This window comes from Nocardia sp. NPDC004654, from assembly GCF_040609595.1.
In the GTDB taxonomy this organism is placed as follows: domain Bacteria; phylum Actinomycetota; class Actinomycetes; order Mycobacteriales; family Mycobacteriaceae; genus Nocardia.
In genome coordinates this window covers 369,513-384,278 of record NZ_JBEXKI010000002.1, presented here as the reverse complement: position 1 = coordinate 384,278, position 14,766 = coordinate 369,513, and the positions used below count along the sequence as shown (strand labels likewise).

The 14,766-nt window shown below is 69.5% G+C and carries 15 protein-coding genes; 4 read left to right on the top strand and 11 right to left on the bottom strand.

Annotated features, from left to right (window positions below; translation table 11 throughout):
• Positions 1-33: 33 nt before the first annotated feature.
• Positions 34-747, bottom strand: a complete 714-nt coding sequence (locus ABZV58_RS07475; protein WP_354999332.1) for a DoxX family protein — start codon at positions 745-747, stop codon at positions 34-36.
• Here ABZV58_RS07475 and sigJ point away from each other — a divergent pair.
• Positions 706-1,602 (top strand): RNA polymerase sigma factor SigJ, encoded by an 897-nt coding sequence (gene sigJ, locus ABZV58_RS07470; protein ID WP_354999331.1) that lies wholly within the window; start codon positions 706-708, stop codon positions 1,600-1,602. The genes ABZV58_RS07475 and sigJ overlap by 42 nt on opposite strands.
• A gap of 8 nt (positions 1,603-1,610) precedes the next feature.
• Here the strand turns inward: sigJ and ABZV58_RS07465 are convergent, their stop codons facing one another.
• The 4 genes from ABZV58_RS07465 to ABZV58_RS07450 all read right to left on the bottom strand — a co-directional run bounded on the left by ABZV58_RS07465 (position 1,611) and on the right by ABZV58_RS07450 (position 8,562).
• On the bottom strand, positions 1,611-2,483 hold the full coding sequence (locus ABZV58_RS07465) for a hypothetical protein (protein WP_354999330.1): 873 nt from the start codon (positions 2,481-2,483) through the stop codon (positions 1,611-1,613).
• Between the two features lie 34 nt (positions 2,484-2,517).
• Complete coding sequence (locus tag ABZV58_RS07460) at positions 2,518-4,848, bottom strand: Tex family protein (protein ID WP_354999843.1); 2,331 nt, start codon at positions 4,846-4,848, stop codon at positions 2,518-2,520.
• A gap of 439 nt (positions 4,849-5,287) precedes the next feature.
• A complete protein-coding gene (locus ABZV58_RS07455; protein WP_354999329.1) occupies positions 5,288-6,922 on the bottom strand; it encodes an AMP-binding protein in 1,635 nt (544 codons plus the stop codon).
• On the bottom strand, positions 6,919-8,562 hold the full coding sequence (locus tag ABZV58_RS07450; protein WP_354999328.1) for an AMP-binding protein: 1,644 nt from the start codon (positions 8,560-8,562) through the stop codon (positions 6,919-6,921). The genes ABZV58_RS07455 and ABZV58_RS07450 overlap by 4 nt, the downstream gene beginning before the upstream one ends.
• A gap of 96 nt (positions 8,563-8,658) precedes the next feature.
• On the opposite strand from ABZV58_RS07450, the gene ABZV58_RS07445 reads away from it, so the two are divergent.
• On the top strand, positions 8,659-9,510 hold the full coding sequence (locus ABZV58_RS07445; RefSeq protein WP_354999327.1) for a LuxR C-terminal-related transcriptional regulator: 852 nt from the start codon (positions 8,659-8,661) through the stop codon (positions 9,508-9,510).
• Positions 9,511-9,867: 357 nt separating this feature from the next.
• Positions 9,868-10,236: a VOC family protein gene (locus tag ABZV58_RS07440; protein WP_141809511.1), complete on the top strand. Its 369-nt coding sequence runs from the start codon at positions 9,868-9,870 to the stop codon at positions 10,234-10,236.
• A 75-nt stretch (positions 10,237-10,311) separates the two neighbouring features.
• On the opposite strand, the gene trmD is transcribed toward ABZV58_RS07440, so the two are convergent.
• The 4 genes from trmD to rpsP all read right to left on the bottom strand — a co-directional run bounded on the left by trmD (position 10,312) and on the right by rpsP (position 12,329).
• Positions 10,312-10,995 (bottom strand): tRNA (guanosine(37)-N1)-methyltransferase TrmD, encoded by a 684-nt coding sequence (gene trmD, locus ABZV58_RS07435; protein ID WP_354999326.1) that lies wholly within the window; start codon positions 10,993-10,995, stop codon positions 10,312-10,314.
• Between the two features lie 52 nt (positions 10,996-11,047).
• Positions 11,048-11,572, bottom strand: a complete 525-nt coding sequence (rimM, locus tag ABZV58_RS07430; RefSeq protein ID WP_354999325.1) for a ribosome maturation factor RimM — start codon at positions 11,570-11,572, stop codon at positions 11,048-11,050.
• Complete coding sequence (locus ABZV58_RS07425; RefSeq protein WP_067782143.1) at positions 11,573-11,815, bottom strand: RNA-binding protein; 243 nt, start codon at positions 11,813-11,815, stop codon at positions 11,573-11,575.
• An 82-nt stretch (positions 11,816-11,897) separates the two neighbouring features.
• On the bottom strand, positions 11,898-12,329 hold the full coding sequence (gene rpsP, locus ABZV58_RS07420) for a 30S ribosomal protein S16 (protein ID WP_354999324.1): 432 nt from the start codon (positions 12,327-12,329) through the stop codon (positions 11,898-11,900).
• A gap of 286 nt (positions 12,330-12,615) precedes the next feature.
• Here rpsP and ABZV58_RS07415 point away from each other — a divergent pair, with 286 nt between their 5' ends.
• On the top strand, positions 12,616-12,789 hold the full coding sequence (locus tag ABZV58_RS07415) for a hypothetical protein (protein ID WP_354999323.1): 174 nt from the start codon (positions 12,616-12,618) through the stop codon (positions 12,787-12,789).
• Positions 12,790-12,847: 58 nt separating this feature from the next.
• Here ABZV58_RS07415 and ABZV58_RS07410 read toward each other — a convergent pair whose 3' ends face one another.
• Entirely contained in the window at positions 12,848-13,402 is a 555-nt protein-coding gene (locus ABZV58_RS07410) for a dihydrofolate reductase family protein (RefSeq protein WP_354999322.1), read from the bottom strand.
• 245 nt (positions 13,403-13,647) lie between these two features.
• On the bottom strand, positions 13,648-14,742 hold the full coding sequence (locus ABZV58_RS07405) for an amidohydrolase family protein (protein ID WP_354999842.1): 1,095 nt from the start codon (positions 14,740-14,742) through the stop codon (positions 13,648-13,650).
• Positions 14,743-14,766 lie beyond the last annotated feature (24 nt).

The following is a 14,766-nucleotide window of genomic DNA, read 5'->3' as shown; positions in this document are numbered from 1 at the left end:
CTTTTCCTGTCTGCTGTTTCGTTCGAAGAATCGCTAGGCGCGGCCGAAGCGGCGCAGCGCGGCCCATGCTTCGGGCAGCGGTCTCGGGTCGCGCCGGGCGGGCGAACGCAGCGCCCAGGACGCGACGGTGAGCCCGAGAAAGACCAGCGGGGAAGTCGCTGCGGCCGCCGGGTCGCCGACAGCCAGGTGCGAAAGGGCTGCGCCGCCGTAGACGAAAGCCAGTCCGGCATAAGCCCATTCCTTCACACGCGGCGTGCCGGGCGCCAGCACCGCGCCCACGGCGGCGACCTTGGCGGCGCCGATGATGGTCGCGAAGTAGAGCGGGTATTCGAGACGTGCGAAAGTGTCCTGCACGTAGGGAATTCGCGCGAGATCCCAATACGCGCCCACTACCGATTCGGTCATCAAAATGGCCGTAGCTCCCCCGAAGGCGATCATCCTCGCGCGGGATCCGCGGTGCGACGCACCGTCTTCGATCGGGATCGTGGTGAATTCCGCGGGAATCGGCATCGCTGTCTTCATCTTTCGGCCTTCCTTGTTGCTCCGGTTGGCGTCGCGCTCATCGCGCATCGCCTCATCGCTGTTCGACTGGATGACGGAGGGCAGCGCGGAAAGGTAACGAGTGTGATGTAGACCACATGAAAAGGCGACGCTGTCACGTCCGGCGACTCCGGTTCGTCGGTAAGTCGACGGAGAGGACACGACGTGAACGATCACGATTTTCTGGCGGGGCGCTTCGAAGGCCACCGGCCGCATCTGACCGCGGTGGCCTACCGCATGCTCGGCTCGGTCGCCGAAGCCGACGACGCGGTTCAGGAGGCGTGGCTGCGGCTGGCCAGGACCGATGCCGCCGACATCGACAATCTCGCGGGCTGGCTGACCACCGTCGTCGGCCGGGTCTGCCTCGACATGCTGCGGGCGCGCACCTCCCGCCGGGAGGAGCCGATGGCCGAGCGCCTGCCGGATCCGGTGATCGGCCCGGAGGACGGCACCGATCCGGAAGGCCAAGCGGTGCTGGCCGATTCGGTCGGCATGGCGCTACTGGTGGTGCTGGAGTCGCTGAACCCGGCGGAGCGGCTCGCTTTCGTGCTGCACGACATGTTCGCGATGCCTTTCGATCAGATCGCGCCGATCGTCGGCAAATCGCCGGCCGCGGCCAAGATGCTGGCCAGCCGCGCGCGCAACCGGGTGCGCGGCCGGGCGCCGGTGCCGGACCCCGATCTGCCCCGCCAGCGCCGGGTCGTCGACGCCTTCCTCAGCGCCGCGCGCGGCGGCGATTTCGACGCGCTGCTGGCGATCCTCGATCCGGACGTGGTGCTGCACGCCGACGGCGGCGCGACGGTGTCCGGTGGCCTGCGCGTGGTGCGCGGCGCGGAACGAGTGGCGGCGATGCTCGACACGTTCCACCGGATGGCCAACCTCTACGACACCCACCCGGCCCTGGTCAACGGCGTTGCCGGACTGCTCAATACCGCCGAGGGCAAGCCGATGTCGGTGATGAGCTTTACCGTGACGAACGGCCGGATCGCCGAGATCGACATCCTGTCCGATCCCGAACGTCTCGCGCGACTCGACCTGGTCCGAGCCGACGACCGTCGATAACCGCGAGGTCAGTGCCCCTCGTCGTGATCGGCCGCCCACGGCAGGTGGTGGTGCCGGTGCGGCGCGGGCGGCGCGGGCACGACCGTCCTGGTCAGCTCGGCCTCCGCCGCCGTGCGCACGTGCTCGACATCGGGCTTGCCCGCGACCAGGTCCTGCACGAAGATCTTGGCCCGGATGACCGGCCTGCGATACCGGCGTTCCCGCACGATCGCCCGGTACATCAACCGCCGCCGGTCGCCGTAGCGCCACCGTGCCCATGGCGCGCCGGGCCTGCTCAGCCGCAGCGCGCCGACCACCAGCAGCGGCGGGAAGAACATGCCGAACAGGCCGGTCCAGATCTTGCCTTTGGCGATGACGATCGCGGCGAGCATCAGGTTGACGAGCGCGAACACGGTCGCCACGATCCGCGCGCCGGTGCCGATGGAAGCGCGAAAGTCGTTGATCTCCAGCAGTGACAGCGGATGAAAACCGAGCAGCAGCAGCCCGGTCACCGCGAGCGCGACGAACACGGCGTCCACCGAGGTGCGACCCTGTTCCTCCCAGTACACGTCGCGCAGGTAGTAGATCAGCGCGAACTCGTCCAGGACCAGCGCGGCGCCGACACCGAAGGCCGCCGACAGCGCGCCCGCGGTGGCACTGCTGCCCTCCTCGAAGACGGCGACCAGGCCGAGTCCGGAGCCGAGCACCAGAATCACGCCGAACACCATGTGATGGATGTGCACGGTGCCCGCTCGGAGGTTGCCCGGCCACCAGCGCACCTTGGCCCTGATCATCCGGACGCTGAGCCGGATGAACAGGAACCCGACGATGAAGCCGAAGAGGAAGCACAGCAGCGGTAGGCGGCCTTGCGCGATCACATCGTCTTCGAGCCACCGTCGCATGGCCGCCTACATCCCTCCGCCCCCGCGCTGGCTCCTACTGTCCGAAACCGGCCCGGCGCAGCGCGTCGGCCATGGAACCGCTCGGCGCGGGGGCGTTGCGCCGCTGGTTGCCCTGACCGCGGCCCTGCTGCGGCCGCCCTTGACCATTCTGCCGCTGCCTGCCGTCGCCGCCCTGACGTCCGCCGCCCTGGCCGCGGTTGCCGCCGCGCTCGCTCTTCGCGGGCGCCCCCGGCTCGTCGTCCAGGCGCAGGGAGAGACCGATGCGCTGACGGGCGACGTCGACCTCGAGCACCTTCACCTTCACCACGTCACCGGACTTCACCACCTCGCGCGGATCCTTGACGAAGTTGTGCGACATGGCCGAGACGTGAACCAGACCGTCCTGGTGCACGCCGACGTCGACGAACGCGCCGAACGCCGCGACATTGGTGACCACGCCCTCGAGCACCATGCCGGGCTTCAGGTCGGCGACCTTCTCCACACCGGCGGCGAACTCGGCGGTCTTGAACTCCGGGCGCGGGTCGCGGCCCGGCTTCTCCAGCTCGCTGATGATGTCGGTGACGGTCGGGACACCGAACTTCTCGTCGGTGAACTCGGCGGCCCGCAGCGCGCGCAGCACGGTGGTGTTGCCGATCAGTTCGGACATCCCGCGACCAGTGGATTCCAGAATGCGCCGGACCACCGGGTAGGCCTCGGGGTGCACCGCGGAGGTGTCGAGCGGGTCGTCGCCGCCACGGATGCGGAGGAAGCCCGCGCACTGTTCGAACGCCTTCGGACCGAGCCGGGGCACGTCGAGCAGGGCGGTGCGGCTGCGGAACGGACCGTGCTGATCACGATGCGCCACAATGCTTTCCGCCACGGATGACGCGATGCCCGATACCCGGGAGAGCAGCGGCACCGAGGCGGTGTTCACGTCGACGCCGACCGCGTTCACCGCGTCCTCGACCACCGCGCCCAGCGAGCGAGCCAGCAGCGTCTCGGAGACGTCGTGCTGATACTGGCCCACGCCGATCGACTTCGGGTCGATCTTCACCAGCTCGGCCAGCGGATCCTGCAGGCGGCGCGCGATGGACACCGCGCCGCGCAGCGAGACGTCCATGTCCGGCAGTTCCTGGGAGGCGTAGGCGGAGGCGGAGTACACCGACGCGCCCGCCTCCGAGACCACGATCTTGGTCGGCTTGTTCGCCGGGATCCGCGAGATCAGCTCGGCGGCAAGGGCGTCGGTCTCGCGCGAGGCGGTGCCGTTGCCGATCGCGATGAGTTCGACGCCGAACCGCGCGACCAGCGCGCCGAGTACCGCAAGCGACTTCTCCGTCTGGCCCTGCGGCTTGTGCGGGTAGATGACCTCGGTGGCGACGACCTTGCCGGTGGCATCGACGACCGCGACCTTGACGCCGGTGCGGTAGCCCGGGTCCAGGCCCATCGTGGTGCGAGTGCCCGCGGGCGCCGCGAGCAGCAGATCGCGCAGGTTGGCGGCGAACACGTCGACCGCGTCCTTCTCCGCGGCCTGACGCAACCGCATGCGGGTGTCGATACCGAGGCTGACCTGAAGCTTGGTGCGCCACGCCCAGCGCACCGTGTCCAGCAGCCAGGAATCAGCGGGGCGGCCCTTGTCGGCGATGCCGAACCGCACCGCGATGCGGCCTTCGTAGACACTGCGCTCGCCTGGCTCGGGCTCTTCGGTGTCCGGCTCGAGGTGCAGGGTGAGCACGTCCTCCTTCTCACCGCGCAACAGCGCGAGCACGCGGTGCGAGGGCAGCTTGTGGAACGGCTCGCTGAACTCGAAGTAGTCGGCGAACTTCGCGCCCGCCTCCTCCTTGCCCGGCCGCACCGTCGAGCTGATCTGACCGCGGTTCCACATCATCTCGCGCAGCTCGCCGACCAGATCCGCGTCCTCGGCGAACCGCTCGACCAGGATCGCGCGGGCGCCGTCGAGCTGCTCGGCGGTGTACTGGCCTGGATCGGTGGTCGGATCGCCGATCAGCGCGTCGGCCACCGGCTCATGCCCCGCCTCGCGCGCGATCTGCGCCTTCGTGCGCCGCTTCGGCTTGAACGGCAGGTAGATGTCCTCCAGGCGGGCCTTGGTCTCGGCGAGCATCAACTGCCCGAGCAGCGCGTCGTCGAGTTTGCCTTGGCCACGGATGGATTCGATGATCGCGCCACGGCGCTCGTCGAGTTCGCGCAGGTAGGACAGCCGCTCGTCGAGCTGGCGCAGCTGGGCGTCGTCCAGCCCGCCGGTCACTTCCTTGCGGTAACGCGCGATGAACGGCACGGTCGAACCCGCGTCCAGCAGTTCGACCGCGGCGCGGACCTGGCTCTCGCGCACACCGAGTTCGTCGGCGATACGCCTGCCCACGCTGGCCAGCGGGGCGCCTGTCGGTGCGGCGGCGGTCGTGTCGGTGCTGTTCTGCTCTGAACTGGCGATCTCGGGCGCTGTCGTCACGACCCGCAACACTAGCTCGTCAGCCCGCCTCTCCGCGTTTCAGGCCGGTCGTGAGAGCCTCGGGAGTTTCGCAACGGGCCGGCGGTCGGGAGCGGTGTATGTTTTGGGCGTACCCGACGAGTTACCCGGGCCTCGCGAAATCAGTTGTCGCCTCGGCAGGCCTACCCCCGCGTTCGCTCCGGCCGTGCGCGGGCTGACAGCGGACTACCTCCGGCAGCGCTCATCGGGCGTACCTCCGCATTCCCTCCGGCCATGTGTGCGCTGACGACGGGCTCCGTCCGGCTGCGCCCATTGTGCCCCGAGGAACGGAGGCGCCGGTTTCGGTGCGCCCGTTCCTCTGGGCTCAGTGGGGCAGCTCGGGCTAGCCGAGGAGTTGCCTTGCCATCTCTCGCATTTCGGCCTTGCGGATCTTGCCCGTGACGGTCATCGGGAATTCGTCGACCAGGTGGACGTAGCGCGGGATCTTGAAGTGGGCGAGTTTGCCGGTGCAGAAGGCGCGCAGGGACTCGGCGTCCAGCGGGATGGCGCCCTCGCGCATGCGGATCCAGGCCATCAGTTCCTCGCCGTACTTCGCGTCGGGCACACCGATCACCTGGGCGTCCAGGATGTCCGGGTGGGTGTAGAGGAATTCCTCGATCTCGCGGGGGTAGATGTTCTCGCCGCCGCGGATCACCATGTCCTTGATCCGGCCGGTCACGGCGATGTACCCGTCGGCGTCCATCACGCCGATGTCGCCGGTGTGCATCCAGCGGGCCGCGTCGATGGCTTCGGCGGTCTTCTCCGGCTGATCCCAGTAGCCGAGCATCACCGAGTAGCCGCGGGTGCACAGTTCGCCGGGCTCGCCGCGCGGGACGGTCAGACCCGTTGCGGGATCGACGATCTTGACCTCGAGATGCGGGCCGACGCGGCCGACGGTCGCGGTCCGGCGATCGAGGTCGTCGTCGCGGCGGGTCTGGGTGGAGACCGGAGACGTTTCGGTCATGCCGTAGCAGATGCACACCTCGTGCATGCCGAGCCGGTCGATGACCCGCTTCATCACCTCCACCGGACACGGCGAACCCGCCATGATGCCGGTCCGCAAAGTCGACAGATCTGGTGTCGCGCCCGTCTTCTCGAGCACCGAGTCCAGCTCGGCGAGCACGGCGATGAACATCGTCGGCACGCCGTAAAGGGAGGTGCAGCGCTCCAGGGCGACCGCTTCCAGGGTTGCCGCCGGGTCGAAGGCCTGCGCCGGAATCACCACCGCCGCACCGTGACTGGTGGCGGCCAGATTGCCCATCACCATGCCGAAGCAGTGGTAGAAGGGCACCGGCACGCAGATCCGGTCTTGTTCGGTGTACCCGCACAGCTCCCCGACGAAGTAACCGTTGTTGAGGATGTTGTGATGGCTGAGCGTGGCGCCCTTGGGGAAACCCGTTGTGCCCGAGGTGTACTGGATGTTGATCGGATCGTCCGCCGACAACGTCGCCGCGACGGCGGCCAGCCGCTCGGCGTCGACCGGCGCGTCGGTCACCGCGGCCCAGTCCGCGCCGCCGAGGATCAGAACCTGGTCGAGGCCCGGGCATTCGGGTCGGACCTCCTCGATCATGGCGACATAGTCCGAGGTCTTGAACTTCGGTGCGGCGATGAGCATCCGAACCCCGGCCTGGCGCAGCACGTATCCGAGTTCGCTGGTGCGATAGGCCGGATTGATGTTGACCAGGATCGCGCCCAGCTTGGCGGTGGCGTACTGCACGAGGAACCACTCCGCGCAGTTGGGGGCCCAGATGCCGACGCGATCGCCCTTGGCGAGACCGCGGGCGGCGAGACCGGACGCTATCGCGTCGACCGCCGCGACGAGTTCGCGGTAGGTCCAACGGCGTCCGGTCGGCGAGTCCACCAACGCTTCCCGATCCGGATGCGCCGCGGCGGTGCGGTCCAAGTCGGCCCCGATGGTGTCGCCGAGCAGCGGCGCGTCCGAGGTGCCCGAGGCGTAGCTCGGCAGCGCGAGGTTCATCGCGCACCTCCCTGCTGCCGCAGCACGAAACGCTGCACCTTGCCGCTGGGCGTCTTCGGCAGACTCGTCACGAAATGCACCCGGCGCGGATAGGCGTGCGCCGCGAACTTCTCCTTCACCAATTGCTGTAGCTCGGCGGCCAATTCGGCGCTGCCCGCGGATGCGTTGCGCAACACCACGAATGCCTCCAGCACTTCCCCGCGCAACTCGTCCGGCAGACCGACCACCGCGGCCTCCGCCACCTGGTCGTGCAGCACCAGCACGCTCTCCACCTCGAACGGGCCGATGCGGTAGCCCGCCATGATGATCACGTCGTCGTCGCGGGCGGAGAAGTGGAAGAACCCGTCGGCGTCGCGGGATCCGGCGTCGCCGGTGAGATACCAACGGCCGTCGGCGGTGTAGCGCTGCGCGGTGCGCTCGGGGGCGTCGAGATAGCCCAGGAACCACAGCAGCGGACTGCGCTCGGTGTCGATCGCGACCCGGCCGAGTTCACCGGGCGCGGCCTCGACGTCCGCGTCCTCGGCGAGCACGGCACAGGTCCAGCCGGGCAGCTGCCTGCCCATCGATCCGAGCGGGGCGTCGGCGCTGAGCTCGTCGTGCCAGGCGTTGCAGACGACCATGCCGTGCTCGGTCTGCCCGTAGTGGTCGCGGACGGCGACGCCCAGATTCCGCGCCGACCAGGCGACGACCTCGGGGGTGAGCGGTTCGCCCGCGGAGGAGGCGCGGCGCAGCGCGAAACCCGTTGGCGGCGCGTTGTCGTCGGCCCGCAGGGCGCGGTAGACGGTGGGCGCGGCGGCGAAGTTGGTGACCCCGAAGCGCTCCATGACCCGCCAGGTGAGCGGCGCGGAGAAGCCCGCGTGCAGCAGCAGGCTGCGGGTGCCCGACGCGAGCGGGCTCAGGATCGCGTAGTAGAGCCCGTAGGCCCAGCCCGGATCGGCGGCGTTCCAGTAGACGTCGTCGGGGCGGACATCAAGCGCGAACTCCTGATACGCGTGGAAGGAAGCCAGCGCGCGCAGCGGGATCGGCACGCCCTTCGGGGTGCCGGTGGTGCCGCTGGTGAACAGCTGGACGAGCAGTCCGTCACCGCCGACCGCGACCGCGGCGGCGCGCGGGTCGTCTGCGGCGTACGCGTCGAGCAGGTCGGCGAAACGCAAGGTGTCCGGTCCGACCTCCTCGGACGATCCCGCGACGACCAGCCGCCATGGCGCGTCGGCCGGAATGTCGTCGCCGGGCGCCAGCTTCACGGCCTGATCGGCGTCCGCGACGACGAGCGCGGCGCGGGCGGCCGTCAATCGGAAGGCGATGGCGGGCGGCGCGAACGCGGTGAACAGCGGCACGTGCACAGCGCCGCGGCGCCAGATGCCGAGCAGCGCCACGATCAGGTCCGCGGACTTGCCCATCAGGGTGGCGACGCGATCGCCTCGCCCGACCCCGAGCCCAGCCAGCGCCGCGGCGAAACGCGCCGAACGCTCGCGGAGTTCGCCGTAGGTGAGGTCGGTGGCGCTCAGGTCGGCGTCCACCACCGTGAACGCGACGCGGTCCGCCGGATGTCGGTCGCACAGCAGCTCCGCCGCACAGGCCTCCGGTCCGTCGTAACACTCCAGCAGTTCGCGCACCCGCGCGTCCAGGTCCGTGCTCATGTCGCCTCTCCTCGTCGGTGATCCACGCCACCCTCGTGTCCCATAGGATGTGGGTTGCATCACGTTCGTCACTACCCCCGAAAAGGGGTGAGTCGTTTGACCACCACTTCCCTGCTGCGGCCCCGCGACGCGGACGCGCTGCGCGCCGAGATCCGCTGGGTGGCGCATCGGGCGGGCGTCCCCGTCGTATTCGGTGGCGAGGTGCACGAGGATGCGTTGCTGCTCACCGAGTTCGTCGGGACGATGACCAACGGGCTGCGTGGCCTCACCGTGTTGCGCCGTTCGGGCCTCGGCGGCCGGGTCATGGATATGCGCAGGCCCGCGTCGGTGGCGGACTACCGCAACGCCGCCTCCATCACCCACCACTACGACGCGCCGGTCTCGGGCGAGGGCATCCGCTCGGTGCTCGCGGTGCCGGTGGTCGTCGACGATCGGTCGCGCGCGGTGCTCTACGCCGCGACGCGCGGTACGAGCCCGCTCGGCGACCGGACCGCCGATCTGATGATGCAAGCGGGCAAACGGCTGGCCACCGAGTTCGCGATCCGCGACGAAGTGGATCGGCGGCTACGGCTGCTGGAGATGACGGCGCCGACGCCGGACACCGCGCCCGCCGCCGCCGAGGAATTGCGCGACATCGGCGCCGAACTGCGCGGCCTGGCCCGCACGGCCACCGACGAGCGACTGCGGGCCCGGCTGCACGGCATCTGCGACCGTCTCGGCCGGGTCCTCACCGGCGAACCCGCTCCCGACGCGCCGCGCCTGTCCCGCCGGGAATTGGACGTGCTCGCCGAGATCGCGCTCGGCTGCACCAATCAGGAAGCGGCCCAACGTCTCTCGCTCGGCGCGGAAACGGTGAAGAGCTACCTGCGCAACGCCATGACCAAACTGGACGCGCGCACCCGGCACGAGGCCGTCGTCACCGCCCGCCGCCTCGGCCTCCTCCCCTGATTCGGACCGACCTCCCTCATCAGGCACCGACCGTCGGCTCGGCCCGTGCCATGATCATGCGGTTGTGCGAACGCACCCTGGTCGCTGGCCGCGAACCCAGCGTGCGCGGGGAAGCCCCGATTCTTGCCATGGCGTTGGATCATTCGGAGCCGCCGAGTCCGGTGCCCTGGGGTCTGATGATCCACGGGTACCAAGAGCATCGCCGTCAAACCGGCTCGGTAGCAACCGCTCTGCGCCCCTTGGGCCTTCAGCGTTTCCGGTGTTCGGGCCAATTCGCCCGGCCGCCAAGGGATTGCGGCGGCCGTTGGAGGACTCCCGGGTCGGGGCGGTGATGTGGTCCGCCCTACACTCCCTTGCGTGACAGAGCCTTTCCGTATCGCGGGATTGTCCCTGGACTGCGCCGACCCCGATGCGCTCGCGCGGTTCTACCTCGATCTGCTCGGCGGACACACACTGTGGAGCAAGGAGCGCAGCGCGGCGATCCGCATCCCGTCCGGTCTAGCGGTCATCGCGCAGCGGATCGCGGACTACAAGCCGCCCGTGTGGCCCGGTAGCTCGATCGTGCACTTGGATTTGGCGGCCGACGACGACTTGGACGCGTGCGAGCAGCGCGCGCTCGCGTTGGGTGCGGTGCCCGCGCCCACCCAGCCGGGCGACCGGTGGCGGGTCTTGCTCGATCCGGCCGGGCATCCGTTCTGCATCACGACGGCGCAGTTGCCCGACTGAACGACGCTGTCGATCCTCCGACTGGCGGACAACCCGATAACGTTGGCGCTTCAGGAAATTCGGCCGCTGGATGATTCACTCCGGCGGCAGCAGATCCGGGCGGCGTTCGCGGGTGCGGGCCAGCGACTGTTCGCGACGCCAGGCGGCCACCTTCGCGTGGTCGCCGGAGAGCAGGATCGGTGGCACGTCGAGGCCGCGCCAGCTGACGGGGCGGGTGTAGCTCGGACCTTCGAGCAGGCCGTCGGAGAACGAATCCTCTTGGTGCGACTGCTGATTGCCGAGCACGCCGGGCAGCAGGCGCACGACGGCCTCGGTCATCACCAGCACCGCGGCCTCGCCGCCGATGAGGACGTAGTCGCCGATGCTGACCTCTTCGACGCGCACCCGCCGCGCGGCGTCGTCGAACACGCGCTGATCGATGCCTTCGTAGCGGCCGCAAGCGAAGACCAGATGCTGCTCGGCGGCCCAGCGCTGGGCGGTGGCCTGGGTGAACGGGACGCCCGCCGGGGTGGGCACCACCAGCAAGGCGTCGTCGGGGCACACCTCGTCCAGCGCGTCGCCCCAGACGGTCGGCTTCATGACCATGCCCGGCCCGCCGCCGTACGGCGAATCGTCGACCGACTTGTGCACGTCGTGCGTCCAGCGCCGCAAGTCGTGCACGTCGACGGAGATCAGTCCCTTGTCGATGGCCTTGCCGAGCAGCGCCGTGCGCAGCGGCTCCAGATACTCCGGAAAGATCGTGATGACGTCGAGCCTCATCCCAGCCCCTTCGTTCCGCCGAGATTCCCGCGCCCGGCGCGCGCAGTGCCCATCACTCGGGATCGAGCAGGCCCTCGGGCGGATCGATGACCACCAGCCGGTCGGCGAGCGACACGGTGGGCACGATCGCCGTGACGAACGGAATCAGGATTTCCCGGCCGTCGTCGGCGGCGCGTACCGAAAGCAGTTCTCCCGCAGCCGAATGCAGCACCTCGGTGACCGTGCCGACGACCGTGCCATCGGTGAGCTGGACGGTCAGCCCCTCCAGCTCGTGGTCGTAGAACTCGTCCGGATCGTCCGAGGGCGGCAGGTCCGCGCTGTCCACGACGAACAGCGTGCCGCGCAGCGCGTCGGCGGCGGTGCGGTCGGCGATCCCGGCGAGAAACACGAGGAGCCGGCCCGAGTGCTCGCGGGCCGACTCCACGGTGAAGTCGCGAACCTCCGACGAGCGCGGCAGGCGACCACGCAGGGTGGTGCCCACCGCGAAACGCTCTTCGGGTTCGTCGGTGCGGACCTCGACGACGAGTTCGCCGCGCACACCGTGCGACTTGGCGACCCGCCCTACGACGAGTTCCATCTACTGATCGGTGTCGACCACGTCGACCCGGATGCCCCGGCCGCCGATGCCCGCGACGAGAGTGCGCAGGGCGGTCGCGGTGCGTCCGCCGCGGCCGATCACCTTGCCCAGGTCCTCGGGGTGGACGTGCACCTCGACGGTGCGCCCGCGACGGCCGGTGATCAGCTCGACGCGGACGTCATCGGGATTGGCGACGATGCCGCGCACCAGGTGCTCGACGGCATCCGCCACTACCGCGCTCACGACTCCACCCCGCTAGCGCTCGGCTCGGTCGCGAGCGCGGTGCGCGCTGTGTCGATGGTTCGCTCGCTGCGCTCGCTCACGATTACTCGGCAGCCTCGGTAGCGGCCTCGCCCTCGGCCTCTTCCTTCTTGGCCTTCTTCTTCGGGGTGACGGCCTCGGCGACCGGCTCGTTCTCGGCGGCGGCCAGCGCGGCGTTGAACAGGTCCAGCTTGGACGGCTTGGACGGCTTCACCTTGAGCGTGCCCTCGGCGCCCGGCAGGCCCTTGAACTTCTGCCAGTCACCGGTGATCTCCAGGAGGCGCTGCACCGGCTCGGTCGGCTGCGCGCCGACACCCAGCCAGTACTGCACGCGCTCCGAGTCGATCTCGATCAGCGACGGCTCTTCCTTCGGGTGGTACTTGCCGATGGACTCGATGGCCCGGCCGTCACGACGGGTGCGGGCGTCCGCGACGACGACGCGGTACTGCGGGTTGCGGATCTTGCCCATGCGGGTGAGCTTGATGCGAACAGCCATGCTGATCTGCCTCTTTCAGGTAGTTGGTCACGGCGCGATTCAGCGACCCGCACGGTCTGCGAGCCCGGTTTCGCGCTTGAAGTGTGTGACCGCCGCGCGGTGCGTAACCGGAGACGGGCTGACACTGTCCGGAAGGACGGTGGTCCATTCTGCCAGACCGGTCCGCTCCGCCCGAAATCGCCTCTCGACCTCGATCACCACGGCTCGGTGACGCGGCCAGGGCGACGATACCGGGGGGTTTCGGCCCGAATGCAACGTTTCGCGGCCGCGCCGCAATAACCCGGTCATGGGGATCTTCCGACGCAACACCAGGCGCACCAGTTTCAAGCGCGAGGCCGCGCGTGAGGTGGGCGGCGAGGTCGCGGCGGAAGCGGCGATCAATGCCGCTCCGCTGCTGTTCCGACTCCTCGGCGCGGGGTTGCGCGGCATCGGATCGGCTGTCAACGCGATCCTGAACTGAGCTGCCGGGCGGCCGTACGGGCCGGATCCTCCCCTACCTGCGATGAAATCGCCGCGAATCAGGCGGGGCGGTAGCGCAGCAGCACCACTCCGGAACGGAACGTCTTGCTCTCGACGAGGCGCAGCGCCGGAATCCGCGCACCTTCGTCGAACAGCCGCGCGCCGCGGCCGAGCACGACCGGGTAGACGAACAATCGGTATTCGTCGACCAGCCCGGCCTCGATGAGCTGGTGGGCCAGCGCGATGCTTCCGGTGCAGACGATGTCCTTCCCCGGCCGCTCCTTCAGCGCGCGCACCTCGTCCAGCCCGCGCAGCACCGTGGAGTTCTGCCATCCCGGGTCGTCCATCGAGCGCGACACCACGTATTTCGCCATCTGGTTCAGGTCGTCGGTGATGCCGGTCCGGTCGTCGGTCTGCTGCGGCCAGTAGCCGCGCATGTCCTCGAAGGTGACGCGCCCGAACAGCACCGCGTCGCAAGCGGCGGTGTGGGCCATGAGCTCGGCCAGGATGTCGGATTGATCGTCCACCGCGTCGTTGCCGACGGTGAACCATCCCTCCGTCGCATCGATCACCCCGTCCAGCGTGATGTTCTCCGTCACCACCAGATCCCGCATGGGCCGACCTCCTTGGTACGAAAACGCCTTCCTCACTACCGACGAGACGAGTACGCCGAATTCATCGCGCCGGAGCCACACACCCTTCATACGCCCCACACAGGCGGTGCCTATGTGCGGCGTATAGAAGGCGTGTGGCTCCAGATCGATCCCCCGCGCGCAGACGATGAAGTCGCCGGTGAGGCCGGAGACTCCGCGGGAGCCGAACTCGCTTGCGAGGTGGTACGCGGTGCGATTGGCCGCACTCAGCGGTGACCGGTGACGGGGTCGGCGGAGGGGTAGACGCGGCCACGGAGGACGACGTATTCGGGACTACGGAGAGCCGCCGGTGCGACGCGGGGGTCTTCCCGGTAGACGACGAGATCGGCGGGCGCGCCGTGCTCGATGCCCGGCCGACCCAACCAGCTGCGCGCGTTCCAGGAGGCGGCGCCGAGCGCGTCGTGCGCGGACAGGCCCGCGCCGGCCAGCGCGGTGATCTCGTCGGCGATGCGGCCGTGCCGGATGGAGCCGCCCGCGTCGGTGCCCGCGTAGATCGGCACGCCCGCGGCGTACGCGGCGGCGACCGTCTGGCGCGCGCGACGGTGCAGGTCACGCATGTGGGCGGCGTAGACGGGAAACCTGCCCGCGCTGTCCGCGATGGACGGGAAGGTGTCGATGTTGATCAGGGTCGGGACCAGGGCGGTGCCGTGCTCGACCATCATCTCGATGGTCTCGTCGGTGAGGCCGGTGCCGTGTTCGAGGCAGTCGATGCCCGCGCCGATGAGCCCGGGCAGCGCGTCCTCACCGAACACGTGCGCGGTGACCCTGGCGCCGTTGGCGTGCGCGGCGTCGATGGCCTCTTTCAGGATGGCGTCGCTCCACAGCGGGCGCAGGTCGCCGACGGAGCGGTCGATCCAATCGCCGACGATCTTCACCCAGCCGTCCCCGAAACGCGCCTGCTCGGCCACGATCTCCGGGAGGTCGCGTTCGTCGTCCAGATCGATACCGAGTTCGCGGATGTAGCGCTTGGGCCGCGCGATGTGCCTGCCCGCGCGGATGATCGTCGGGAGTTCCTCGTGCTCGTCGACGAAGTGCGTATCGATCGGCGACCCGGCGTCGCGCATCAGCAGCACCCCGGCGTCGCGCTCGGTCACCGCCTGGGCGAGCGCGCCCTCGCGGGTCTCGTGGCCGCCGCCGTAGCGGATGCCGACGTGGCAGTGCGCGTCCACCAGCCCCGGCACGATCCACCCTGCGGCGCAGAGGGTTTCGGCTCCCGGCACCGGCTCGAAGGACACCAGCCCGTCGCGCACCCAGAGATCGCGCACCTCGTCGTCCGGCAGAACAACCCCGCGTAGATGCACAGCGACCTCCTCGACGTCCTCGGC

Excerpts from the sequence above, each read along its gene's own strand:
- ABZV58_RS07465 (WP_354999330.1), bottom strand. The coding sequence starts at position 2,483 with ATGCGACGGTGGCTCGAAGACGATGTGATCGCGCAAGGCCGCCTACCG.
- ABZV58_RS07455 (WP_354999329.1), bottom strand. The coding sequence starts at position 6,922 with ATGAACCTCGCGCTGCCGAGCTACGCCTCGGGCACCTCGGACGCGCCG.
- ABZV58_RS07450 (WP_354999328.1), bottom strand. The coding sequence starts at position 8,562 with ATGAGCACGGACCTGGACGCGCGGGTGCGCGAACTGCTGGAGTGTTAC.
- trmD (WP_354999326.1), bottom strand. The coding sequence starts at position 10,995 with ATGAGGCTCGACGTCATCACGATCTTTCCGGAGTATCTGGAGCCGCTG.
- rimM (WP_354999325.1), bottom strand. The coding sequence starts at position 11,572 with ATGGAACTCGTCGTAGGGCGGGTCGCCAAGTCGCACGGTGTGCGCGGC.
- rpsP (WP_354999324.1), bottom strand. The coding sequence starts at position 12,329 with ATGGCTGTTCGCATCAAGCTCACCCGCATGGGCAAGATCCGCAACCCG.
- ABZV58_RS07415 (WP_354999323.1), top strand. The coding sequence starts at position 12,616 with ATGGGGATCTTCCGACGCAACACCAGGCGCACCAGTTTCAAGCGCGAG.
- ABZV58_RS07410 (WP_354999322.1), bottom strand. The coding sequence starts at position 13,402 with ATGCGGGATCTGGTGGTGACGGAGAACATCACGCTGGACGGGGTGATC.